The 25,108-nt window shown below is 59.9% G+C and carries 18 protein-coding genes; 14 read left to right on the forward strand and 4 right to left on the reverse strand.

Going from position 1 to position 25,108, the window contains the following annotated elements:
• On the forward strand, nucleotides 1-1,317 hold a 1,317-nt coding region (locus tag PHU01S_RS23630; RefSeq protein ID WP_164763173.1), incomplete at its 5' end, for a YhgE/Pip family protein.
• A 348-nt stretch (nucleotides 1,318-1,665) separates the two neighbouring features.
• Nucleotides 1,666-5,376: an S-layer homology domain-containing protein gene (locus PHU01S_RS23635; protein WP_164763174.1), complete on the forward strand. Its 3,711-nt coding sequence runs from the start codon at nucleotides 1,666-1,668 to the stop codon at nucleotides 5,374-5,376.
• A 190-nt stretch (nucleotides 5,377-5,566) separates the two neighbouring features.
• Here PHU01S_RS23635 and PHU01S_RS23640 read toward each other — a convergent pair whose 3' ends face one another.
• The gene (locus PHU01S_RS23640) at nucleotides 5,567-6,484 is read right to left on the reverse strand and encodes a LysR family transcriptional regulator (protein ID WP_049868015.1); all 918 of its coding nucleotides are present in this window, start codon (nucleotides 6,482-6,484) and stop codon (nucleotides 5,567-5,569) included.
• A 15-nt stretch (nucleotides 6,485-6,499) separates the two neighbouring features.
• Nucleotides 6,500-6,694, reverse strand: coding sequence for a hypothetical protein (locus PHU01S_RS23645; RefSeq protein ID WP_021880067.1), 195 nt, complete (start codon nucleotides 6,692-6,694; stop codon nucleotides 6,500-6,502).
• Nucleotides 6,695-6,954: 260 nt separating this feature from the next.
• Here PHU01S_RS23645 and PHU01S_RS23650 point away from each other — a divergent pair, with 260 nt between their 5' ends.
• The 4 genes from PHU01S_RS23650 (at nucleotide 6,955) to nrdF (ending at nucleotide 11,743) form a co-directional block, all read left to right on the forward strand.
• Nucleotides 6,955-7,608 (forward strand): TVP38/TMEM64 family protein, encoded by a 654-nt coding sequence (locus PHU01S_RS23650; protein ID WP_021880065.1) that lies wholly within the window; start codon nucleotides 6,955-6,957, stop codon nucleotides 7,606-7,608.
• A 582-nt stretch (nucleotides 7,609-8,190) separates the two neighbouring features.
• The gene (nrdI, locus tag PHU01S_RS23655; RefSeq protein WP_048747172.1) at nucleotides 8,191-8,550 is read left to right on the forward strand and encodes a class Ib ribonucleoside-diphosphate reductase assembly flavoprotein NrdI; all 360 of its coding nucleotides are present in this window, start codon (nucleotides 8,191-8,193) and stop codon (nucleotides 8,548-8,550) included.
• A complete protein-coding gene (gene nrdE / locus PHU01S_RS23660) occupies nucleotides 8,537-10,621 on the forward strand; it encodes a class 1b ribonucleoside-diphosphate reductase subunit alpha (protein ID WP_048747170.1) in 2,085 nt (694 codons plus the stop codon). The genes nrdI and nrdE overlap by 14 nt, the downstream gene beginning before the upstream one ends.
• 165 nt (nucleotides 10,622-10,786) lie before the next feature.
• Nucleotides 10,787-11,743, forward strand: coding sequence for a class 1b ribonucleoside-diphosphate reductase subunit beta (gene nrdF, locus PHU01S_RS23665; RefSeq protein ID WP_048747196.1), 957 nt, complete (start codon nucleotides 10,787-10,789; stop codon nucleotides 11,741-11,743).
• Between the two features lie 322 nt (nucleotides 11,744-12,065).
• On the opposite strand, the gene PHU01S_RS26785 is transcribed toward nrdF, so the two are convergent.
• On the reverse strand, nucleotides 12,066-12,383 hold the full coding sequence (locus PHU01S_RS26785) for a hypothetical protein (RefSeq protein WP_021880059.1): 318 nt from the start codon (nucleotides 12,381-12,383) through the stop codon (nucleotides 12,066-12,068).
• 241 nt (nucleotides 12,384-12,624) lie between these two features.
• Nucleotides 12,625-14,955: a 5-methyltetrahydropteroyltriglutamate--homocysteine S-methyltransferase gene (gene metE / locus PHU01S_RS23675; RefSeq protein WP_127510218.1), complete on the reverse strand. Its 2,331-nt coding sequence runs from the start codon at nucleotides 14,953-14,955 to the stop codon at nucleotides 12,625-12,627.
• A gap of 411 nt (nucleotides 14,956-15,366) precedes the next feature.
• Here metE and PHU01S_RS23680 point away from each other — a divergent pair, with 411 nt between their 5' ends.
• The 8 genes from PHU01S_RS23680 to PHU01S_RS23715 all read left to right on the forward strand — a co-directional run.
• The gene (locus tag PHU01S_RS23680) at nucleotides 15,367-16,977 is read left to right on the forward strand and encodes a PucR family transcriptional regulator (protein WP_127510220.1); all 1,611 of its coding nucleotides are present in this window, start codon (nucleotides 15,367-15,369) and stop codon (nucleotides 16,975-16,977) included.
• Between the two features lie 67 nt (nucleotides 16,978-17,044).
• On the forward strand, nucleotides 17,045-18,133 hold the full coding sequence (locus PHU01S_RS23685) for an XdhC family protein (protein ID WP_164763175.1): 1,089 nt from the start codon (nucleotides 17,045-17,047) through the stop codon (nucleotides 18,131-18,133).
• Nucleotides 18,130-18,777, forward strand: a complete 648-nt coding sequence (locus tag PHU01S_RS23690) for a nucleotidyltransferase family protein (protein WP_127510224.1) — start codon at nucleotides 18,130-18,132, stop codon at nucleotides 18,775-18,777. Before PHU01S_RS23685 ends, PHU01S_RS23690 begins: the two co-directional genes overlap by 4 nt.
• Nucleotides 18,778-19,121: 344 nt before the next feature.
• Nucleotides 19,122-20,282 (forward strand): BMP family ABC transporter substrate-binding protein, encoded by a 1,161-nt coding sequence (locus PHU01S_RS23695; RefSeq protein WP_164763176.1) that lies wholly within the window; start codon nucleotides 19,122-19,124, stop codon nucleotides 20,280-20,282.
• A 106-nt stretch (nucleotides 20,283-20,388) separates the two neighbouring features.
• Nucleotides 20,389-21,975, forward strand: a complete 1,587-nt coding sequence (locus PHU01S_RS23700; RefSeq protein WP_127510226.1) for an ABC transporter ATP-binding protein — start codon at nucleotides 20,389-20,391, stop codon at nucleotides 21,973-21,975.
• On the forward strand, nucleotides 21,972-23,387 hold the full coding sequence (locus tag PHU01S_RS23705; RefSeq protein ID WP_246029329.1) for an ABC transporter permease: 1,416 nt from the start codon (nucleotides 21,972-21,974) through the stop codon (nucleotides 23,385-23,387). Before PHU01S_RS23700 ends, PHU01S_RS23705 begins: the two co-directional genes overlap by 4 nt.
• Before the next feature lie 25 nt (nucleotides 23,388-23,412).
• Complete coding sequence (locus tag PHU01S_RS23710) at nucleotides 23,413-24,342, forward strand: ABC transporter permease (protein WP_048748252.1); 930 nt, start codon at nucleotides 23,413-23,415, stop codon at nucleotides 24,340-24,342.
• 85 nt (nucleotides 24,343-24,427) lie between these two features.
• Nucleotides 24,428-25,108: FAD binding domain-containing protein (locus tag PHU01S_RS23715; protein WP_164763177.1), on the forward strand; the 681-nt coding region annotated here is incomplete at its 3' end.

The raw sequence follows: 25,108 nt of genomic DNA on the forward strand, positions 1-25,108 counted from the left end.
GATTCGCTGGCCTCGGCCGAGGAAGCCGGCGCCAAGGTGGCCGGCGGAGCCGAGCAGGTCGCGGCTGGCTGGGAGCAGCTCGTCAAGGCGAATCCCGAGCTCGCGGACAACGAGCAGGTGAAGCAGCTGCTCGCCGCGACGCAGCAGGTCGCGCAGGGCAGCAGCCAGCTGAGCGCGGCTCAGAAGCAGCTGACCGCAGGCGGCCAGCAGCTGGCTGCCAGCCAGCAGCAATTGCTTGACGGCGGCAAGTCGCTGAACGGAGCCCAGCAGCAGCTGCTGGCAGGAAGCACCTCGCTCAGCGCCGCTCAGAAGCAGCTGCTCGCCGGAGCGCAGCAGCTGCAAGCCGGCACCGGCCAGCTGCAGACGGGACTGCAGCAGTTCAATAGCAAGCTCGGCGACGCTGTATCCGGCGGAACCAAGCTGGCGAGCGGAGCGAAGGATCTCAGCAGCGGCGCCTCGCAGCTTGCGGGCGGCCTCGGCCAGCTGGCCGGCGGCGTCGGTTCCGTCGCGGACGGAACCGTCAAGCTGGAAAATGGCGCGGGCGAGCTGAAGGACGGCACGACCAAGCTGATCGACGGCTCGGGAGAGCTGCAGACCAAGCTGAAGGAAGGCGCCGACAAAACTTCCGACATCAAGGACGGGCAGCAGACGGTAGATATGTTCGCCGATCCCGTCCAAATCAAAGAAGACGGCTCGCGCAAAATCGAGCTGTACGGCGTCGGCATCGCCCCGTACTTCATCTCGATGGCGCTGTTCGTCGGAGCGCTGTTCTTCACGACCGTCATTTCATCGCGCCATTCGTTCCAGGAGAGCGCGGGCAGGCTCGGACGCTTCATGAGCCGCACATCGGTGTATGTGCTCATGAGCATCAGCCAGTCGGTCGTAGCGACGCTGATCCTGATGTACGGACTCAAGCTGACGATCGCGGATAAGCCTTTGTTCGTCGCCCTCGTTTTTGCCGCCAGCCTGACCTTTACGCTCATCGTTCAGGCTCTCGTCACCTGGGGCGATCAAGTCGGCCGCTATCTGGTCGTTATGCTGATGATTCTGCAGCTCACCTCGAGCGCGGGCACCTTCCCCAAGGAACTGCTGCCTGAATGGATGCAGGCCGTGAATCCATGGCTGCCGATGTCCCACAGCATCACGGGGCTCAGAGCGGCGATCGGCAGCGGCGACTCGTCGGTCATTTACTCGCAAATGGGTTGCCTGGGCATCTATGCGGCGATCGCGCTTGCCTTGACCGCTCTTTACTTCGGTATATCCGGCCGCAAGAAATCAAGCATCGACGCGGTGCAGGAGCCGGCCGTGCCGGTCTGATCCTTTCGTAATGAATTATGAACTAAAGAGACTGCCCTACCGTCATGACAATGACTGGGGCGGTCTTTTTTTTTGTTTTAGCGCAATTGTTCGAGGAGGCATACGCATGCATGAGGCTGAGTGAATCCCGCATGGCGGAATGAGAAGGGCGGCAATCCCACACGGCGAAATGAGAACCAGCTGTAGAATTAATGGGGAAAAGGGGATAAATCAGGACTTAAAAAAGGACTTGAAAAAGGACTGGGAACACGGATTCGGCAAGCGAAAGATTTCAATTGCCAGGATGTTCAATGGATGGTATAACCTACCTTGGAATCGTTTTTATGTGGATTATATGGAGGAATATGGGTGGGGAACAAGAGAATCGGCATCAGAATTGTGGCTGCAGGACTATCGGGCTTGCTCGCTGCGACGATCGCAGCTCCATCGAGCGGATTCGCCAGCGGGACAAGCGCCGGCACGACAGCCGCGGCATCGGCGCCTTCGGCTTCGAGGGCGAGCGATATCCAGGGGCACTGGGCCCAGAGCGAGCTGGAAAAATGGCTGGCGGAAGGCAAGCTGAAAGGGTATGACGACGGAAGCGTGCATCCCAACGATCCGGTCAAGCGCAGCGAGCTCGCCGCTCTGATCAACCGGGCGTTCGGCCTTCAGGGCGCTTTGGCAGCCGGTTTCAAGGATATCAAGCCGGGCAGCTGGGAATATTCCACGGTGGCGACAGCCGTTTACGCCGGTTATGCGGGCGGTTATGAGGACGGCACGTTCCGTCCGTCCGCCAAGGTCACTCGCCAGGAAGCGGCGGTCATGCTGGCGAGCGCATCCGGCAGCAAAGGCGGCGCGGAAGCTCCGGCGGCATTCGCGGATGCGGACAAGCTGGCTTCCTGGAGCCGGGCGGCAGTCGCGTCTCTCGTATCTCAAGGCGTGCTGAACGGCTACAAGGATGGCACGTTCCGTCCTGGAGGCCATCTGACGAGAGCTGAAGCCATCGTCGCGATCGGCAAAGCCGCGCAGGCTGCCGAGGCGGCAAAAGGCACGCTCTACAGCAGCGAAGGCGTCTACGGTCCGCTGGCGGGATCGCGCACGCTCAAAGGAGACGTGTCGGTCACGGCCCCCGGCGTCACGATCCGGAATACCGTTGTCGAAGGAGACCTTGTCCTTGGCGAGGGCATCGGCGAGGGCGACGTCTTCCTTGCCGGAGTCGCCGTCAAGGGAACGACGTATGTGCGCGGAGGCGGCCTTCACTCCGTCCATATCCAGAACGGAACGCTTTTCCGCGTCTTCGTCGAGAAGAAGGGCTCTCCGGTACGGATCGCCGCAAGCGGCGGCACCGTTCTGGATGAGCTGACCTTCCGTTCGACTACGGCAGGCTCGCTTCTTGAACTGAGCGCCGGGACGACGGTCCGCAAGCTTGTTCTGGATGCTCCTATTGAAGCGAGTGGAACAGGCGTTATCAAGGAAGCCCTGCTTGGAACGGGAGCTTCGGCGTCCAAGTTCGAGACGGCGCCTCAAGCCTTGAGCGGAGCCGGTGTCCCAACCCCATCGCCGAGCAGCGCGCCGATCGTCGGCGGGGGAGGCTTCTTCCCGGTCCCGGTGCCCTCAGCGACGCCAGCGCCTACGGCGACTGTTGCGCCGACGCCGAGCCCAACGCCGACGGCGACTGTTGCGCCGAGCCTGAGTCCAGCACCTACGGCGACACCGTCCGTCGCACCTACACTGACGCCAGCGCCGACTATAGCGCCAACGCTGAGCCCTCCGCCAACGGTGGCGCCGACCGTCCAGCCGACGACAACTCCGCCGCCATGGTTTCCCGGACAGCAGGCCGCTCTTTCTTCCTTGTCCATCAGCGGTTATCCCCTTGCTTGGTGGGGAGACAGCGGCAAGACAGGATTCGATCCGAAAGAGCATGAGTACAAGGTCGTCCTTCCTCTTAGCTATGCAGCCGGACCGCTGCAAGTGAACGCCGCCGCTTCCGGCGATCTGAAGGTGAGCGTAGAAGTTCAGACGGTATATGGAGAAGAGGTAGCTCCCAAGGCGGCTCTGAAAAACGGCTCGTTCACTTATGTTCAAGCTGCGCGCCAAGCCAATTATGTCTATGTCGGCATGGCTGGTCTGGACGGAGAGAGCCTTGGAGGCTATACAATTCTCGTTACCTACGAGCGTACGCTTGCGGAGAAGACGACCGTCAGTCCGGGCTTATTCGACATCAGTGGGCTTAAAGCAGGCGATCGCGTAAGCCTGTTCCTGAATAAATCGGATGAGACGGCATACGATGCACAAGTGGCCACTAACGATTCCGTTTCTCTAAGGGCAAGCACCAGCATGGAAGGAACGGTCTGGCTGAGCCTCAATGGGGGGGAGAAGGAGGCTTGCTCCTACAATTTCTATCCTTTGGAGCCGAACTCCGCCGCTGGTCTGACGGCCTCTCAATTGACCGATGCGGAAATGAAAGACAGACATCTTGACGGCAACTATTCCATCCGGTTGAGCTTTGACGGACAGCCTCTCGGCGTTGCGGGTGCTGTCTACGCGGCAGCCGGCAGCTGGAGAGCCGATCCCGGGCAGCATGCCACCCGCGAGGAGGGCAAACGCTATTTGGCGACGGATGGCGCCCTCCGAAAAATTAATACTCCTTTCACGGAGATTTATTGGGACTGGGGATACGCTCCGAGCGATTTTGATACGTACTTCAAGGTCTTTTTCTACGATGCTTCCTATCATGTGGTAGGCTTTGCCGTTGTTCCGCTGCATGTCAAGACGGCAGTCAATCCGGCTGTTGTCCGCGAGATGATCAAACGGATTCCGGTGCCTGTGACATTGGATTTCGAGAGCTTGGTCATCGACGCCCGAGCCGCTTACAACAGGCTCAGTCAAGCGGAGCAGGCTTTGGTGACGAATTCGGCGGACCTGCTCTCCGCCGAAGCTGCGATAGCCAGGCTGAAACAGCCTGAACAGATAGGCGACGTCATCAAAGGCTTGACTGTGGAAGGAATGACGCTCGATAAGCCTTTTGATCCGATGACACAGGTATATGTCGCTTCGGGCGGGATAGCAGGCTCGGCGACTTCCGTAAAGTTCAATTTTGACTTTAATGCAGAAAAAGTTTCCATCCATGCTCAAACGGAAGGCATGGTTCAGGACAAGCAGGTAAAAGCAAAGCTCAACAATGGATCCTTTGAATTTAATTTCGACAGCAGATTCATGAGTACGGTTCGATTTGATGTAAGTTCGAAGACGGGTGATCTCATTAGTTATTCCTTCCTGCTCGCTCCATCTTACCGGCTTGGCTTTACGGCTGCTGGATATTTTTCCGTCATCGGCGCTGGGGCAGATACGGTGGTAAAGGTTTATTCAAGCCCGGAAGCGGTTGAGCCGCTTGTTCAAGGAAGAGGATACAGCGATATAAGAGCGTTCTCGACAAAGCTTTGGAACAGGGATCTCCAAGGGGAGAAAGGAAGCATTTGGGTTTCGATTGCCAAGGATGGGCAAGCCGAATCCCCGAGAATAGAAGCGAAGTATGACTTCACTCCCTTGAATTTCATTCCTGGAAACCAATTCCTGATTGCGACCGACAATCCCAATGGAGACCTGGAAATGATGCAAAATGTGGGATTTTCATTCGTTTCAGCTACTGGATTAAAGGCAAATCCCGCTGCTATGGGCATGAATGTCCGTTATGTTTCGTATATCCAGAGTCCTTTTGAAGGTCAAGGAATAACGGTACAAACGGCCGTTCAAGACGTCTTCTATTCTGATGTCGATAGTTCTCGCGGTATCGTTACCTATAATTCCGACGCCCGCAAGAGAACAATCACGAAAATCGTTGTCATGTACGACGAGAAGTTGAACCCCATCGGATTCAACTTCAATGATTATCCGGTCGCCATTCATGTGACGCCTAAAGTAGTCATCACTCTAATCAAGCAAATATCCGTCTTCAATTCGGAAGCTTACTTCGTTGAAATCGCACGGGCTGCCTATGATCTTTTGAACGAGGAGCAAAAGGGCCAGGTTACGAATCTGGCCACGTTGACGGCAGCTGAAGCGGCGTTGAGCCATCCTTAATCGTCATGCAGCGCCGACCAGTCTTCCGGAGTCCGGAATGGCTGGTTATCGAAGCGGAGCCGGCAATCGGTTGATCGCGTTCCAAAGGCAGGTATGCACGGGACACAAAAAAGACAAGGATGCGGGGAATTCCCGATTCTTGTCTTTTTGCGCTGCTCTCCCGCTTCTGAGATCTCCGCGACGGCAGAGCTCAATGAAGGACCGCCTCGTCCTCGGGAGCTCCTGCCTCTCGGGAGATCGCGGCCTCAAGCAGCTTGATGAAATGCTGCAAAGCGGGGTTGAGCCATTTGCGCTTATGATACAGATACTGGTTGGACATGGAGATGTCGGGATGGCTGAACGGAAGTTCCTTGAGGATGCCGAGCGCAAGCTCGCGCTCTACCGTGATGCGGGGCAGCAGGCCGACGCCGAGACCGAATCCGACGCACTGCTTGATCGCTTCGAGGCTGCCGAACTCATGATGGATCCGATACTCGATCCCGTGCCGCGCCAGCAGCGCCTCGAAGGCGGAACGGTAGACACAGCCTTGCTCGGTGGCGACGTACGAGAAGTTCTCGAAGCAGGCCAGCCCGCGCTCCGCGTCCTGGAAGATGGGGTGGCAGGGTTCCGCTACGAACACAAGCGGCTCCTCTCTCAGGACGGCGGTATGAAGGCCGTCTTCGCTTACCGGCTTGCCGAGGAACAATCCGATATCCAGGTCGCCGTATCGAACCTTCGGGATGATGCATTCTTCGACAACCGGCCGAACTTGAATGGTGATGTCCGGATAGGCGCGCCGGAACTTCTGGATGACAGGGGGGAGGAAATAGGCGATCATGGACTCAATGGTGCCGATGACGAGGCTGCCCTTCATCTGTCCGGATACGAGCTCCTTGGAGCTGTCGTACAAGGCGAGAATTTCCACGAAACGGTCGAACAGCTGCTCTCCCGCGGAGGTGAGCTTCATATGCCTGCCGTAGCGCTCGAACAGGCTGGCGTTGTACTCCAGCTCCAGCTTCTGGATCTGCTGCGTGACGCTGGACTGGGCATAGCCCAGCTGCTCCGCGGCCTTGGTGAAGCTGTTGCATCGTGCCACCTCGATAAACGTGCGCAAATAATTGAGCTCCATCCTGACACCGCCGTTTCAATTGGGGTTCTTCTTCTGCGCCGTTCTGCCGAGCGCCGGAAGCATGTTCGCGGCGAAGGCCAGCAGGCGGCGGAGCCTGCTCCTGCTCTGCGGGCATGCTTGGGCCGCAAGCAGCTCCCTGTCCAGCATGGTGCTGATTTCCATTTTCTTCTGTTTCGCTAGTGTATCCGCAAAATATTCATGCGACAACATTTACTTTTCCCCCTCGCAGGGCGAGAACGCCATCCGGAATAGATTCAGCGTATCATCATTCCGAGAGGGGGATTCGGCACACTTTCCGATGTCGGCCATCGTCTCCAACGATGGAAGCGCAATCATGGCACGCTATGGAAAGCCGGTCTTCAGACTGCCATGCTTGCCAGAGGATGACTTTGTTTTTGCGCGTGTCATAACGTAAAATGTTAAGTACTATATTAAAGGACCCCTTAATTCGATAAAGAAGCGGTGAGAGCATGTTCGATCGATTGAACGGGTGGATAGACGCCCTGGTCACGGCCAGCGGCCTGGATGGGCCGTATATCCTGCTTCTGACGATCCCCCTAGCTATTATCCAAGGACTGTTCGGCGTCTTTCCCTTCGCCACGATCATCATGCTGCATATCTCCATCCTGGGCATTGCAGGAGGACTCGCGGCGAGCTGGGTCGCCGGCACGGTATCCGCGCTCGTCGTGTACTTGCTGTTCCGCTTTTTCTTCTACGGCAAGGTCCAGCGGCGCTTCCAGGCGCGGATGGACCGCTACGAGCGGTGGCAGGGCAGCCTGGATCAATACGGAGCCTGGCTGGTCATCCTGCTTCGTACGATTCCCATCATGCCGAACAACCTGATTTCGTTCATGTCTGCCGTCGCCCCGGTCAAATTCGGCCCCTATCTGTGGTCGTCCCTCGTCGGAAACCTATCCCATATATGGATGTTCGGCATCATCAGCTCTTCGCTGATTTTTCCCGATGCGGATCTTCGGGTGCTGATCTTGTCGTATTTTATCTTTCTCGCCGTTCTCGGCATCGTCTTCCTGGCCAGCCGGGCGGCCAAGAGCCCGAGGGTTCGGAAATGGAGGGGAGAAAGCAAAAAAAATTCTCCGTCCGACAAGCCCGATCTTCCTGTCTAAGCGTGCAGAATCTTGTGGATAATTACCTGAACAAGAGCCCGGGGACACTTTCCCAGGGCTCTTTCGGTTCTTATCAACAGCTGTGAATAAGTCCATTTTCGGGGTGGTGTTTTCAATTCGCCGGCATAAGGGTATATACGTGTCAACGGCTTGACAGCCACAATATATGGTGTTAAATTTAACACCTAGACCTACATATAGCAGTTTGAAGCATGAAGCGGACAAGCTGTCAAGACCCAATATATGCTTCTTCCGGATACTCCGCAGCATGGCCCGGCCACCCCGGGCCATGCTGCGGAGAGGGCCATCGGCAGCGTTTCGGCCGCCGCCCCGAACGGGAGTCCGGGCCGAGCGATTTGCTTGCGGAAGGCAGCTTCCGCGGCCAGACACAGACAGGATCAGACAACACGACCATACACACCGGACACAGCCTGATGGAGCGGCAGCAAGAGCAACAACCTCCAAGCAGGTCCTTTTTATTGTCTTTTCGACAGTAATCGGCAGCGCGGGCTCCTTATACCCCGTTCCGGTTCGAGACACAACATCTAGTTGCCACACATTTTTTTGAAGGAGTGAACCGCCATGCTGATCGCTTACGCCTCGCGTACCGGCAATGTGAAGAGATTCGTCAGCAAGCTGGGATTCCCGGCCGTGAAAATCGACGATTCCACAACCTTGGAGGAGCCGTTCGTCCTCGTGACCTATACGACCGGCTTCGGCCAGGTGCCGCCTGCCGTGGATGCGTTCCTGCAGCGCAGCGGTTCCTATCTTCGAGGCGTGTCGGCCAGCGGCAACCGCAACTGGGGACCCAACTTCGCGGGCAGCGCGGATATGCTGTCCGAGCAATACGAGGTGCCGGTCATTTGCAAATTCGAGCTATCGGGCACGACGCGGGACGTCGAACAATTCATGCGGGAGGTGCAGCCCCTTGCGGCATATTGAGCTGAACAACGAGATTATGAAGCGCGGAGCGGACGGATTCTTCAAGCTGGAGAAGGATCGGGAGGCCGTAGCGGCATTCATGGAAGAAGCGCGGGCCAAGAGCCCTGTCTTCGCAAGCCATAAGGACAAGATCGATTATCTGATCGCGAACGACTATTACGAGAATCTGTACAACCATTATACGGAAGAAGAAGCGGTTGCCGTATTCGAGCTGGCGCACAGCCTGGAGTTCGAATTCCCTTCCTATATGGCGGCCTCCAAGTTCTACACGGACTACGCGATGCGCAGCAACGACCGCTCGCAGTTCCTGGAGCATTATCCGGACCGGGTAGCGGTCACGGCTCTGCATCTGGGCCGCGGCGACGCGGAGCTGGCCAAGTCGCTGGCGGTATCCATGATGGAGCAGCGCCTGCAGCCGGCGACTCCGACCTTCCTCAACGCCGGCAAGAGCCGCCGCGGCGAGATGGTCAGCTGCTTCCTGCTGGAGATGGACGATTCCTTGAACTCCATCAACTACAACCTCTCGACCTGCATGCAGCTGTCGAAGATCGGCGGCGGCGTCGCCGTCAACCTGTCCAAGCTGCGCGGACGCGGCGAGCCGATCAAAGGCGTGGAGGGCGCGGCGAAGGGCATCATGCCGGTGCTCAAGCTGATGGAGGATGCCTTCTCCTATGCCGATCAGATGGGCCAGCGCAAAGGATCGGGAGCGGCCTACTACAACATCTTCGGTTGGGACATCATGGAGTTCCTCGACAGCAAGAAGATCAACGCCGACGAGAAAACCCGCCTGAAGACGCTGTCGATCGGCCTGATCGTGCCGAACAAGTTCTATAAGCTGGCCGAAGAGAACAAGCCGCTGCATGCTTTCGCCCCGTATTCCGTCTTCAAGGCTTACGGCTCCCATCTCGACGATCTCGACATGGATGAGATGTACGACGAGCTGATGGCCAACCCGGCCGTCAAAAAGAAGCTGATCATGAGCGCCCGCGACATGCTCGTGAAGATCGCCACGATCCAGCTGGAATCCGGCTATCCGTATATTATGAACAAGAGCAACGCGAACCGTAACCATGCTCTGAAGGATATCGGCTCCATCAAGATGTCCAACCTGTGCACGGAGATTTACCAGCTGCAGGAGACGTCCGAGATCGGCGACTTCGGCGAAGCGGACACGATCCGCCGCGACATCAGCTGCAACCTGGCTTCGATGAACATCGCCAACGTGATGCAGCACCGCAAAATCCGCGAAACGGTGCACGAGGGAATGGCCGGCCTGACTTCCGTCAGCGACATGACCCGCGTCTCCAATGCGCCGGGCGTCGTGAAGGCCAACGAAGAAATGCACTCGGTCGGCCTCGGCGCGATGAACCTGCACGGGTATCTGGCGAAGAACAAGATCGCCTACGAAAGCCCGGAAGCCAAAGACTTCGTCCGCACGTTCTTCATGATGATGAATTTCTATTCCATCGAGAAGAGCTCCGACATCGCCGCGGAGAAGAACGAGCGCTTCCGCGACTACGAGCGTTCCGAATATGCGAAGGGCACATACTTCGACCGGTACCTCGCTACCGACTACCGTCCGACAACGGCCCGCGTCAAGGAGCTGTTCGAGGGAATAGCGATTCCGTCCCCGGCAGACTGGGCGGAGCTCAAGGAGAAGGTAGCGCGCCAAGGCCTGTACCATGCCTACCGTCTGGCGATCGCGCCGACGCAGAGCATCTCGTACGTGCAAAATGCGACTTCCAGCGTCATGCCGATCGTAGAGCCGATCGAGACCCGCACCTACGCGAACTCGACGACCTACTATCCGATGCCGTTCCTGTCTCTGGACAATTTCTTCTATTACAAATCCGCCTATGCGATGGATCAGTTCAAGGTCATCGATCTGATCGCCGAGATCCAGGAGCATATCGACCAGGGCATCTCCGCCGTGCTTCACGTCAACAGCAGCGTAACGACGCGCGAGCTTGCCCGCTACTACCTGTATGCAGCGCACAAAGGGCTCAAGTCGCTCTACTATACCCGCACAAACCGCCTTGGGGTGGAAGAGTGCGTCAGCTGCGCCGTTTGATCTTTCCATGACCATCACCGAGAGCCGCATTGATGCGGCTCTCGTTAATTAGGGCCGCCGAGCCGCGATATACAAGGAGGAAACCCCATGAAACCGATCGATCTCGCTACGCAGGATACGCCTTCTGCCTCTGGCCTGAACACGGAAGCAGCCGCTTCCGCTCCGCTGCGCGCCGTCAACTGGAACCGTCCGGACGACGACTACACCGCAACCTTCTGGAGCCAGAACCTCATGCAGTTCTGGACGGACGAGGAAATTCCGCTCTCCGACGACAAAATGAGCTGGATGTACCTGAACGACCAGGAGAGAGACACCTACATGAAGGTGCTCGGAGGCCTCACCCTGCTCGATACCGTTCAGGGAGGAGTCGGCATGCCGAGCCTCGTGGAGCATGTAGACGGCCTTCAGCGCAAGGCGGTGCTCGGATTCATGGGCATGATGGAGCAGATCCATGCGAAGTCCTACAGCAGCATCTTCACGACGCTGGCTTCCACGGAAGAGATCGACGCGGTATTCAAATGGGTGGAGAAGCATCCTTTGCTGCAGAAGAAAGCCTCGGTCATCTCGGCTTACTACCGCAACATCGACTCGCCTCGCTCGCTGTATATGGCTATGGCGGCATCGGTCCTGCTGGAGAGCTACCTGTTCTACAGCGGCTTCTTCTATCCGCTCTATCTGGCCGGTCAAGGCAAGATGACGAGCAGCGGCGAGATCATCGATCTGATTCTGCGCGACGAGAGCATTCATGGCCTCTACGTCGGCGTGCTGGCCCAGGAGGTCCATGCCTCCCTCAGCGAGCAGGAGCAGGCGGAGACGCTGCAGGAGCTGCGGACTCTCCTGACGACGCTGCACGAGAACGAGGACCGCTACACGGATGAGCTGTACAGCGGCATCGGACTTCAGGACGAGGTCAAGACCTTTGTCCGCTACAACGCCAACAAAGCGATGATGAACCTCGGCCTCGAGCCGCTCTTCGAGGAAGAGGATGTCAATCCGATCGTGTTCAACGGCATCAGCACCCGCACGAAGCAGCATGACTTCTTCTCCAAGAAGGGCAACGGCTATGTGCGGACCCTCAACGTGGAGCCGCTTCGCGATGAGGACTTTACCTTCAATTTCTAAACACGGACCGGCAGGTTTTGAAGCTGCGTTCAAGCTGCCTGCCAGCTGCCCCCAAGCGCATGAGCTTGAGGGCAGTTTTTTTATGCACGAATGCGGCCCGACTCGCCGGAACCGTCTTTGTTGCTTGAGTCTCCAATGGCAGCGAAGCAGGAAAAGCCTCAAGCAGAGCAGACTGCCTCCATACGGAAGGGGCTACTGTCCGAAAAAGCAGCGGCAGCAGCTCCATAGGCTGCGGCTGTGCTGTACGTGGATGGACAAACCCAAAAAAGCTCCAAGCCGATTGCAAGCAACGGCTTGGAGCTTTTTTGGGGGGGCGTGAATGTTATTTCAGCTCGATGATTTCATTGATATCCTTGATCTTAAGCGCTTCCGCGATGGAACTGAGATGGTAGATGTTGAGCGTTCCGCGCTGCAGATGGCAGATTTCGGTGATGACATTGGGGCGAACCCCGGCCAGGCGGGCGAGAGCGCCTTTGGTGAGTGGTTTGTACAGGCGTTTGGTTTCGCTGCTCAGCTCGGTGTAGGACCGGATGGGGAGAAGCGTGTTGGTCGATTCATCGATGAAATACTGGCGGATCAGCGTTTCCAGATTGCTTTGAATCCGATGCGTGGCTTTGTCATACGTGCTGGTAATGCTCATAGCAAACTCCCTCTCCTGTATATGTAAGTCCATTGACCTAATTAACTCTTATATCGGAAAGAAATCGGGAAATTTGCACTATTTATATCAACATTCGTAAAATTTATTTTTGAATTACCGATTTTAACTTATTCGAATTGAGAACAAAAAAGAAGCTTTTTTCCTTCTCTGCTAGCGGAGAATGGAAAAGAGCTTCTTTATTTGGAGCGGAAAGCATGACTGCCCAACCAAAAATGGGTGATTATGCCTGTTGTATTGCGGAGCGGCGAGCGCGAACTTCACGGGCGGCGGCCACCATATGGGCAAGCGAAGCTTCCGTTTCCTCGCGTCCCCGCGTTTTGAGGCCGCAATCCGGATTGATCCAGAACAGCTCCGGATCAAGGTTGCGGAGCGAGCGCTCGATCATGGCGATCATCTCTTCCGTGGAAGGAACCCGAGGGCTATGGATGTCGTAGACGCCGAGTCCGATTCCCTTGCCGTACGTGTTCTCCTCGAAGCTGTGGATGAGCTCTCCATGCGAGCGCGACGTTTCGATCGAGATGACGTCGGCGTCGAGATCGCGGATCGTGTCGATGATATCCGAGAATTCGCAGTAGCACATATGCGTATGGATCTGCGTTTCGTCCTGGACTCCCGTCGTGACGAGGCGGAAAGCGTCCACGGCCGCTTCGAGCTCTTCCGGCCAAAGGCTTTTCTTCAGAGGAAGGCCTTCGCGCAGGGCGGGCTCATCCACCTGAATCATGCCGATGCCTGCCGATTCCAGAGCTTCGACTTCCTTGCGCAGCGCCAGGGCGATCTGGAAGGCGACCTCCGTGCGCGGCAAGTCGTGGCGGACAAACGACCAATTGAGAATCGTAACCGGACCCGTAAGCATGCCTTTGACCGGATGGCTCGTCAGAGACTGGGCGTAGACGGTTTCCTTGACCGTCATCGGCTTCGTCAGCTGGACATCGCCGTAGATGACGGGCGGCTTCACGCAGCGGGAGCCGTACGATTGGACCCAACCGCCCCGGGTGAAAGCGAAGCCTTCCAGCTTCTCGCCGAAAAATTCGACCATGTCCGTACGCTCGAATTCGCCGTGAACGAGCACGTCGATGCCGATGTTCTCCTGCACAGAGATCCACTTGGCGATTTCTTCGCGGATGAAGGCCTCATAGGCATCATCAGGCAGCTCGCCTTTGCGCCAGCGCGCCCGGGCGGAACGGACTTCGGCCGTCTGCGGGAAGCTGCCGATCGTCGTCGTGGGCAGGAAGGGCAGCTGCCATTTCTTCTGCTGGACCGGCCGGCGGTCGGAGAAGCTGCTGGAACGGAACGTGCGTGCAGCCGCAAGCCGCTTCGCTTCTTCGCGCACGGCGGCGTTATGGCGCTCCGGCAGGGCTTCGAGAGCTTCGAGCGCCGCGCGGTTGGCGGCCAGGCCGTCCCGGATGCGCTCTGCGCCGGCAAGCTGCGGATCGCCAAGCCCGGCGGTGCCGAAGGCGGCTGCAGCGGTCAGAAGCGTCAGCTCCTCCAGCTTTTCATCCGCGCCGGCGAGAGCTCCCCGCAGGCCTTTCGGAAGGCCGGTTTCGCCGCTGAGGCTGACGGGCACATGCAGCAGGCTGCACGAAGGCTGGATATGGAGACGATCGGCAGGGACCACGGAAGCGATCTTCTCCACGAGCGCCAGCGCCTTGGCCAGATCGGTTCTCCAGATGCCGCGTCCGTCGATGATGCCCGCTCCGAGTACGCGTCCGGACGGATAGCCGCCGGAGAGGAGAGCTTGCAGATTGACGCCGCGGTCATGGACGAAGTCCAGGCCGATGCCGGCGACCGGAAGCGCGGTAAGAGCGGCATAGTCGGCAGGAGCATCGAAGTAGGTTTGGAGCATCAGCTTCAGCTCCGGAGCGGCGGCGGCGAGCTGGCTGTAGATGGTCTCCAGCCGCTTCCAATCCGCCGCTTCGAGCTCGCCCGTGACGGACGGCTCGTCGATCTGCACCCATTCGGCCCCGGCATCGCGAAGCTCCGCGAGCACGCGGCCATAGAGAGGGACCAGCTTGGCGATCCAGCCGTCGAACTCGCCGGCCGTGTAGCCTTTGGACAGCTTGAGGAAAGTGAAGGGACCGATCAGCACCGGCTTGGCTTGCAGGCCGAGCTTTTCCTTCGCTTCGAGATAAGCCTCAAGCGGGTAGTTGCGCACCAGCTTGGCTTCCGCATGCTGAAGCTCGGGGACAATATAGTGATAGTTTGTATTGAACCACTTTGTCATCTCGCAAGCGGTAGCGTCTTTTCGGCCGCGGGCCATGGCAAAATACAGATCGTTCGTCACAGGGCCGTCTTGATAGCCGAAGCGTGCCGGAATAAGGCCGAACATGGCCGACGTGTCGAGCACCCGGTCGTAGAAAGTGAAGTCGCCTACCGGCACGAGACCGATTCCTGCCTCCGATTGGCGGCGCAGGCGGCCGATCCGGATTTCTTCCATGCGGGAAAGAAATTCTCCCTCTTCGATTTTGCCGGCCCAAAATGCCTCCAGCGCTTGCTTCCATTCCCGCTTGTTCCCGATGTTGGGGTAGCCCAAGCTGCTGCTGATCGCGTTCATTCCGTATCCTCCCGAAAATAAATGTGCGGCGTTCCTGATCTTGCCTTAAACGAAACATAACATGATTGCTCGGATATAGACTAAGGCTTATAAGCTATAGCTGGCCATGCTCTGCGGCTATACCCGAAATTTCGCGATGAGCGAAAGTCTGGAGTTCAAGGCAAGAGAACCGCAAGGAAAAGGGAAAAGCCGAAGGGGAAAGGGAAAGAAAGTTGAAAGGAAAAGAAAGTTGAAAGGGCAAAGGAAAGAGCAAAAGGAAAGTTATCATTCATTCATGTGAGTTTTATGTTAGATATATAGAGAGACGACGGTGGGATAAACAAAAAAGGATTGTTGGATGGATGATCTCAATTTATAATGGTAGATAAACTAACATAAAGAAAGATCAAGCCAGCGCGAGGAGGAACCTCAATGCATTTGACCGTCGAAGCTGCGCTGTCCGTCTATCCCCTGTCGGAAGGAAAGCTCGTTGCGGGAGCAGCCGGGAAAAACCGCATCGTCAAATCCGTCAATGTCATGGACGCTCCCGATATCTGGGACTGGATCAAGGACGGCGAGATGCTGTTCACGACAGGCTATCTGATCAAGGACGACCCTCAGGGCGGAGCGGGGCTGCTGGAGCAGCTGAACCGCAGAGGCTCTTCCGGACTCGGCATCAAGCTGGGCCGATTCTGGGAGCAGATCCCTCCTGCGCTTATCCTCATGGCCGACAAGCTTGGCTTTCCCCTCATTCAGCTTCCGTACGAATTCACTTTCTCCGATCAAATGAACGGGCTCTACAGAGCCGAAATGCAGCGGAGCACAAAAGCTCTGCAGGCCGCGATGGAAAAGCAGAAGCGGCTCATGCGCTTCGCCCTCCAAAGCGATCCCATTCTCCAGCTGTTCGAGGAAATCAGCGGCGTTGTCGGCTATCCTCTCGCGGTCGTCAGCGCGGAAGGAAGAGCTCTGTTCAACAACAGCGGCGTGCCGGAAGAGAGCCTTCTGCGGGCATGGCCATGGACGGGGCGGCATCCCTGGGTGAAGGGGGAAGGCTGGCAATGCTACCGCGTGCCTCTCCTCAGCGGAGCGAAGCCGGCGGGATACGCCTGCTTTGTCACGAGCGAGCCTCTCTTCACGACGCTGGAGGAAGGGCTGTTCCATCAGGCGGCGGAGCTGATCGCCTATCAGATGGAAGCGCGAATTCAGTCCGCGGACAATCGCAGCAGGCAGTACGAGGACCAGATCCGGGCCTGTCTTGCCGGCGCATTGCCTCCCGCCGAGCTCGCCGCCTACGGAGAGAGCTCCGGCAATTCCGTGCTGAAAGGAGCGTACATCCCGGTTCTGACCTCGCCGGGCGGCACTTCCGACGCTGCGGGGCGCAGCGCCAGAATGGAGAGGATCCGCCAGGAATACGGGAGCCATCCCGTCCTGTCGGCACTAGGAGCCCTTCATCTGGATATGGAGGAGGGCGTCCTGTCGCTGTTTCCCGATGGAGCCGGAGCCGATGAGCTGGCGGAGCATCTCGCGTCATGCTCCGGCAATCTGCGCAAGTCGGCCGGCTGTGTCGCAAGAGCGGCCATAGGCGGGCGCAGGAGCGGAGAGCAGTCTCTCGCTTCGGCGTGGATGGAGCTCAAGGAGACGCTGCGGCTCGCCGCCGAATGGGGAGTGCCGGATCCGGTCGTGCCCTACCGGAAGCTGGAGCTCGCCTATCTGTTCGAGCATTGCCCGAAAGAGAGGATGGCGGCCTTTTGCGACCGGGTGCTGGGGGGATTGCTGCGCAAAGAGCCGGAATACAGGCAGGAGATGCTGCGGACGCTGGAGGTTTACCTCGACAACGACGGCCAGCTGAGCGAGACGGCCAAGAAGCTCTACATCCACCGGAATACGGCTTCCTACCGGATGGATAAGATCAGCGAGCTGCTGGAGGTCGATCTCAAGAAGACGGACGATCTGCTGCGGCTGAAGCTGGCTTTCCAGCTGCGAGGCATGTCGGCGAAAGCGGAGGAGCCGGCTGCGGCGCTGCGAACGGCCGGAAGGAAATAAAGAGGGGATCAACCGCGAGCGTTCCGCGTGGAACGGCCGTCGGGCAGGACGATAAGGAGGGATGCTCATGGATGCGCATCGGGTGTTTTCATCCTGGGATGGCGAGCGGCCGGCCGTCCTGGCGACGATTGTGGAGGTAAATGGACATTCCTACCGCAAGCCGGGAGCCTGCATGCTGCTGGGCCGCGGCGGCTGGAAGCGCGGCAGCCTCAGCCCCGGCTGCCTGGAAGCCGATCTCGAGGCGAGGGCCGAGGCTTTGCTGGATATGGGCTCTCCGCCCCCCGAGCCGGCTTGGGCAACGGTGCGGTACGAAATGGAATCGCCCGACGACTTGCTGTGGGGCGAGGCGATCGGCTGCGGCGGAACGGTGACGGTCCTCCTGGAAAGGGTGGAAGGGGAGCTGGCCTCCTGCATCCGAAAGGCTGCGGCTCATGACGGCGAGACCGCCGTGCATTTGGAGCGAGTGCTGGGCTCGGCAGGACGGGCGATCGAATACCGGCTGCTTGAAGCATCGAGCTTTTCCGGCGGTGTCGAGAACGACGGAGCCGGCATCTATTCCTTTCCGATTCATGCCCGCCCTCGCCTGATCGTCTTCGGGGCCGGAGCCGATTCGCTTCCGGTTGCGCGGCTGGCGGAAGCGGCAGGGTTCCGCCTTGCCGTGGCCGACTGGCGGGAAGAGCTATGCACGGCGGAGCGGTTTCCGGGAGCGCAGCTGGCGCTCGGAACGGCGGACTCCATTGTGCGGAAGCTGAACGTCGGTCCTGCCGATTATGCGTTCATCTGCAGCCATCAGCTTCAGCGGGATCGGGCGATGCTGGAGCTGCTCGCTCCCTGCCCGCTGCGATATATCGGGATTCTGGGTTCCCGCAGGCGGGTGGCGGCGCTGCTTGACGGCCTTCTGCCCGCTGCTCCCGTCTACGCGCCGGTCGGTCTCGACATCGGGGCGGACGGTCCGGAAGAAATCGCGGTCAGCGTCGTCGCCGAGCTGATCGCCGTGCGGCGGCTGGCCGCGCGGGAGGAGAAGCCCGCAGCAAGGACTCCCATACGTCCGCGGCGTTCGCTTGTCCCTCTTCCTCGAGACCGGGAGGCGGGTCGACTCGGAGCTGCCGGAGGCGAAGCCGGCTTCGCCTGCCCGATTAAGCCGGGAAGGACATGAGTCGTCCGCTGAAAATAACGGGAATCTGTCTGGCCGCGGGCTTCAGCCGCCGGATGGGAGCCCCGAAGCTGCGGCAGCTGCTGCCGGATGGAACGCCGCTGGGCGCTTCAGCCGTTCGGGCGATGGCGGGCGCGGGGCTGCAGCGCCTGCTTGTCGTCGTGCGGGAGGACGACGACTGCTCCTGGCTGCCGGGTGCGTCCGGCGAAGCGGCCGGCAAGACGGCGGTGGAAGTCGTGCCCTGCCGCGATGCTTCCCTTGGCATGGCCCATTCCTTGCGCTGCGGCCTGGCGGCGGCCGCTGACGGCGCCGGCGGCGAGCCGCCGGATGCGGTGCTGGTCGTTCTCGCCGACCAGCCGCTCGTCGACGCCGGGCTGCTGGCCAGGCTGGCGGATGTCCTGCATGGGCATCCGGAGCTCGACTGGGCCGCATGCGGCCTGCAAGGTGTACCGATGCCGCCGGCGATCATGCGCAGCTCCATGTTCTCGGCACTGGCCAGGCTGGAAGGGGACCGCGGGGCGCGGCAGCTGTTCGCCGGCGCGGGCTTCAGGGGCGAAATGCTCGCGGATGTGGCGGAGAGCAGCCTGTACGATGTCGATACTCCCGAGGATTTGGAGATGATCGCCCAGACATGGCTGAATGGCTAGCCGGCGGACCGGAGCGCGCAAGTTCGATAGGGACAGAAGACTCGAATCTCCTTTTCGGAGGCTCGGGTCTTTTTTTGGATGGGGGAAGGCAGATCATGGGCCGGATCAACCCACTCGACGAAAAGGTAACATTTATCTGACACGATTTTTATCGAAGCGCGGCAACAGGCATCATTTCCATCTCCTGTTCGTGCATCATGCACAATGAAAACCGATACAAACCAGCCTTGATCCCAAATGTATGTCAGGTTAATTGACGCAAACAAAGCGTGAATCTTATAGTTGGGATCAGAAAGCCTCTGCCGCGGCCCCGAGCCAGGCAGCCGATCTAAGGAGGATAAGAGATGAAGAGGGTCATTTCGTTCAAAGCAGCGACGGTCATGCTGATGGCACTTATGCTTGTGACGGCAGGATGCGGGAACAGCTCGAGCTCGAATTCCGGCACGGCGGCAAATGCAGGTACGGCGGCAAATACAGGCACGGCGGAGGGCGGGAGCGGCAAGCCGGCGATCGAGAAGCCTCGGGTCGCCTTTGTCTACATCGGGCCGCCAGGAGACGGCGGCTGGACCTACGAGCATGACAATGGCCGCAAATATATGGAAGAGCAGACCGGCATCAAGGCGGATACCGTCGAGAACGTCCCGGAAAGCGCGGACGCCGAGCGGATCATCACCGAGCTGGCGCAGGACCATGACATCATCTTTACGACCAGCTTCGGCTATATGGACTACACGCTGAACGTGGCGAAGAAGTTCCCCAAAGTCATTTTCGAGCATGCGGCGGGCTATAAAACGGCGGACAACATGGGCACCTACTTCGGACGCAACTATGAAGCCAGCTACCTGTCCGGCATCGCGGCCGGCAAGATGACGAAAAAGAACCTCATCGGCTATGTCGGGGCGTTCCCGATTCCGGAGGTCATTTACAACCTGAACGCCTTTGCCCTCGGAGCGCAAAGCGTCAACCCCGACGCCAAAGTAAGCGTCATCTGGTCCAACACCTGGTACGATCCGACGGCGGAACGGCAGGCGGCGGTCAGCCTGCTGGACAAAGGCGCGGACGTACTGCTCGCCTACCAGGATTCCCCGGCTACAATCCAGGCGGCGGCCGAGCGCGGCGCGTTCGCGGGAGGCAACGATTCCGACATGAGCCGGTTTGCGCCGGACAACTATTTGACCAACCCGACCTGGAACTGGGGTCCGTATTACACGAAGGTCGTCAAGTCCGTCATGGACGGAACGTGGAAGAGCGATCAATACATGGGCGATCTCAAGGACGGCATGGTCGGCCTCGCCCCTCTGGGAGCTAAAATTCCGGAAGATGTGAAGAAGCTGGTCGAGGATGCCAAAGCCAAGCTGCTGGACGGCACGCTGGACGTATTCGCAGGTCCGATCGCCGATCAGTCCGGAGCGGCCAAGGTCGAGCAAGGCAAGTCGCTCAGCCTTGACGATATTCTCGCCATGGATTGGCTCGTCAAAGGCGTCGACGGAAGCATTCCGAAGTAAGGACAACCGATCATCCGAACCGGAGCGGGCGTGTTCAGATCCCTTGTCCCCAAGGGGTCTGAACCGTTTTTGCACCCGCGCTTCATACTGAAGGAGGACTGCCGAGATGAATGCCATTCCAGCCGTCGACATGCGAGGAATCGTGAAGAGGTTCGGCTCCGTCACCGCCAACGACCATGTGGACTTCCAGGCGGCCAAGGGAGAAATCCATGCGCTGCTCGGGGAGAACGGGGCCGGCAAAAGCACGATGATGTGCATGCTCTCCGGAGTGTACCGCGCTACCGAGGGAGAGATCTGCCTGAACGGCAAGCCTGCTCGGATCCGCTCGCCCAAGGAAGCCTCCCAGCTCGGGATCGGCATGGTGTTCCAGAACTTCCGCCTCGTGCAGACGCTGACCGCTGCGGAGAACATGGTGCTGGGAGAAAAGGGCTCACTCTGGAGAGGGCGCGGCTGGCTGAAGCGGAAATCAAGGGAAATCGAGGAGCTTGCCGCTCGTTTCGGACTCGGATTTCCGGTGGACCGGCCGATCTGGCAGCTGTCCGTCGGCGAGCAGCAGCGGGTCGAGATCGTCAAGACGCTGTATCGCGGCGCCGACATCATCATTCTCGACGAGCCGACTTCCGTGCTGACGCCGGGCGAGGCGGAGCAGCTGTTCGCGACGCTGCGGCAGATGCGGGCCGAGGGCAAGACGATCATCATCACGACGCACAAAATGAAGGAGGTCATGAGCGTCGCCGACCGCATCTCGGTCATGCGCAAGGGCAGAATGATCGCCTCGCTGGCCAAGGAGGATACGGACGAGCGGGAGCTGGCCCGTCTGATGGTCGGCAAGGAAGTCGTGCTGGAGCGCAAGGAACGCGGGGAGGCGGGAACGGAGCCTCTGCTCGCCATCCGCAGGCTTAAAGCGGCCGGACACGGCGGGCGCCAAGCGCTGGACGGACTCGATCTGACGGTGAACCGGGGCGAGATCGTAGGCATTGCCGGCGTCGCGGGCAACGGCCAGAAGGAATTGGCCGAGGTGCTCAACGGGCTTCATGAGTGGAAGTCGGGCGAAATCGAGTTCGACGGCAAGAAATGGAGGAACGCCTCGGTGCGGGACACGATTGAGGCCGGAATCTCCCATATTCCGGAGAACCGGATGAAGAGCGGCCTTGCGGGGAGCCTTGCGCTGACGGACAACCTGATCGCCAAATCGTACCGGAGCAGCGAGCGCTCCTCTCGTCTCGGACTGCTGCGCGGGCGGGCCAACAAGAGCTGGGCGGCGGAGCAGGTGGAGCGCTTCGACGTCCGCACGCCGGGCATCGACACCCCTGTCCGGATGCTGTCGGGAGGCAATCAGCAGAAGCTGCTGTTCGCCCGCGAGATCGCAAGGGAGCCGAAGCTGCTCGTCGCCGTCCACCCGACGCAGGGACTGGATGTCGGCGCGGCCGACAGCGTGCATCGGATGCTCATGGACCTGCGGGAAGCAGGCAGCGGCGTGCTGCTGATCTCGGAGGATCTGGATGAGATCCTGCAGCTGTCCGACCGAATTCTCGTCCTCTTCGGCGGCCGGATCATCGGGGAGCTGAAGCATGATGAAGCGGACCGCGCGGTCATCGGCATGCTCATGACAGGAATGCGGGAAGCGGCTGCTGCAGCCGAAGCCGAGCAGGTAAGCAGTCCGGACCGCGGCAAGAAGGAGGCGTTGGTATGAGCAAGCTGAAATTCATCGCTGTCGGCGCTTCGGCCGCAGGGGCGGCCTTGGCTCAGAGGCAGGCTGCGATGCAGGAGGACCGGAGCGGCGCCTTAACTGGCGGAGCAGACTTGGCGGAGAGGCGGCAAGGGATGCCGGAATACACGAGAGGCGTTTCGACTGGCGGATCGGCATCGGAGCAGCGGCAGCAAGAGAAGCAGCCGGCAAGGAGCGCGCAGATGCTGGCTTCCGCCGGGGGGGATATCGTCTATATCCCGGCAGCTCCGATTAAGGCGGCATCGGCGGGCAGATCGGCAGGATCGGCCGAAGCCGCGCCAGGAAGTTCGAGCAGCGCGGGAGCGCCGGGGACGGATAAGCCGCGCTTTCCGTTCCGGCTGGAGATCGATCCGGCGGGTAAAGGCTCGCCCTGGTGGACGCCGGTCGTCTCTATCTTCATGGGCTTGCTCATTTGCGCCGTCTTCATCGGGGCGAACGGCATGAACCCCGTCACCGTATACGCCAAAATGTTCCGCGGGGCCTTCGGCACCGAATTCGGACTTGCCGAAACGCTCGTCAAAGCGATTCCGCTGCTGCTGTGCGGACTAGGCGTCTCGATCGCCTATCGGATCTCCGTGTGGAACATCGGCGCGGAGGGGCAGTTCCTCGCAGGCGCCATGGGAGCGACCGCGGTTACGATCTACGCGCCGGGCTTGCCGCTCTGGCTGTCGATTCCGTACATGCTGGCCGCCGGCATCGCCGCCGGAGCGTTCTGGGGGCTGCTGACCGCCATTCCGCGGACGTATTTCCAGGTCAACGAGCTCATTACTTCCCTCATGCTGAACTATATCGCCCTGCTCGGCCTGAATTATGTCGTTTTCGGTCCGTGGAAGGATCCCAAGGGCTTCAACTTCCCGGGCACGCCGATGTTCGGCGACAACCAGTCGCTGCCGGTGCTCGGCGATTCCCGCCTTCACCTCGGGCTGCTGTTCGCCGTGGGCGCCGTCATCCTGTATGCGGTCATGATCCGCTATACCCGCTGGGGCTACGAGCTCAGGCTGATCGGAGCCAATCCCGACGCGGCGCGGGGAGCGGGCATCAATATCCGCCGCCACATCCTGATCGTCATGGGCATCAGCGGCGGACTCGCCGGCATCGCCGGCATGGCGGAGGTGTCGGGAGTCGCCCACCGGCTCATGTACGGCATCTCGCCGGGCTACGGCTATACCGCCATCATCGTCGCCTGGCTCGCCAAGCTCCATCCGGCGGGACTGCTCGTCACCTCATTCTTTTTTGGCGGCCTCATCGTAGGCGGCTACAGCGTGCAGACAATCGGCATGCCCTCCTCCATTTCTTCCATGATTCAAGGAGCGATCCTGTTCTGTCTCATCGCAGGCGACATGGCGGCCAAGTTCCGAGTCCGCCGCACCGCCTGACACCGCGCCGGGAGGCTATCGACCTATGGACTTTCTCATCATGCTGCTCGCAGCCGCCATCGCTTCCGGCACACCGCTGCTGATCGCGACTCTGGGCGGAATTCTGAACGAACGCGCCGGCATCATCCAGCTCGGCACCGAGGGCATCATGCTGATGGGCGCGGTAACTTCCTGCCTGCTCTACTTGCGGACGGGTAGCCTCGGCCTGGCGCTGCTGGCGGCAGCCGGCGTCTCGGCTGCGCTTGGCCTCATCCATGCCTTCATGACGGTGTCGCTGCGGGCCAACCATATCGTCACGGGCCTCGCGATGACGCTGTTCGGCACCGGCCTCAGCGCTTACCTCGGCAAGCCGGTCAGCGGCCAGCCGATGCCGGCTCCGGTGCCGAAGGTGAATCTGGATTTTCTGGACGGCGTGCCGGTGCTCGGCGAATTGTTCGCGCATCTGGATGTGTTCACCTGGGCAAGCTTCGCGCTCGCCGTTCTCCTGCATCTGCTCATCCACCGGACCTCGTGGGGGCTGCATTTGCGGGCGATGGGCGACAATCCGGCGACTGCGGACGTCATGGGCATCCGCGTCCAGCTGTCCCGCTATTTGTACGTCACGGCGGGAGCCATCCTGATCGGGCTGGCCGGAGCGGATCTGCTGCTCGTTTATTCGCCGGTCTGGAACGAAGGCATGACGGCCGGCAGAGGCTGGATCGCCGTGGCGCTCATCATCTTCGCCCGCTGGAATCCGCTGCGCGCCTTGCTGTGCGCCTACTTCTTCGGGGCACTGGACTCGCTCGGCTTCCGCATCCAGCTGGAAGGCACCGCAATTCCGTCGTATTTCCTGAAAATGATTCCGTACGTCGTCACGATTCTCGTGCTCATGTATCTCGGCTGGCGCAACCGCGGCAAGCCGTCCGGCTCGCCCGAAGCGCTGGGCAGCCCGTACATTCGGGAGCAGCGCTTGTAAGGACGGCCGGGACGGATAGACCGGAGCCTCGATGGAATCCCGCAAGAGGCACGGCGTTCATTCCGTGCCGGAAGGAGGAATAGACATGGCGGTTCAATCCATGCCTGGCATGCAGCCGGCGGTTCTGAAGCCGATGTCGCTGCAGGAAGCCTGGCTGCTCCGGGCGGGCCGGGAAGCGGCGGCCGTGCCGGTCGCCGGAGGATCCCTGCTGCGGACGCAGTGGGAGAACGGGGCGGCGCTTCCGCCGTATTTGCTGGACTTGAGAGGAATCCCCGGGCTGGCGGACATCGCGGCTGATTCCGAAGGGGTCCTTGTCGGCTCGCAGGCCACGCTTGCGGCCGTAAAGCGTTCTAAGCCCATCCGCGAGCGCTGGCCGCTGCTGCATGAGGCTGTCGGCACGATCGGCGGTCCGGGCATCCGCAACCTCGGCACGCTGGGCGGCAATGCCGCCTCTTCGATCGGGGACTCGCTTCCGGCGCTGCTGGCGCTGGAAGCCGGACTCCTCTGGTACGACGGAGCCGGTCTGGCCGAGCAGCCGCTGGATGAATGGCTCGATGAGCGCCGCTCCTCGGCGGAGCCGGAACGGCGTCTGCTGGCCGGAATCCGGCTTCGGGAGAGCCGGTCGGAGCCGCAGGCTGCCGGCGGCTGGCATTGCTGGCGCAAGGTCGGGCGCCGCGAGTCGTTCACTCCGTCGCTCGTCAGCTTCGCCGCGTCGGGAACGATGCTGCCCGGGCAGGGCGGTCGGCCTGCGCTGCGGCTTGCCGCC

Origin of the sequence: Paenibacillus humicus NBRC 102415, from assembly GCF_004000905.1 — a bacterium.
GTDB lineage: Bacteria > Bacillota > Bacilli > Paenibacillales > Paenibacillaceae > Paenibacillus_O > Paenibacillus_O humicus.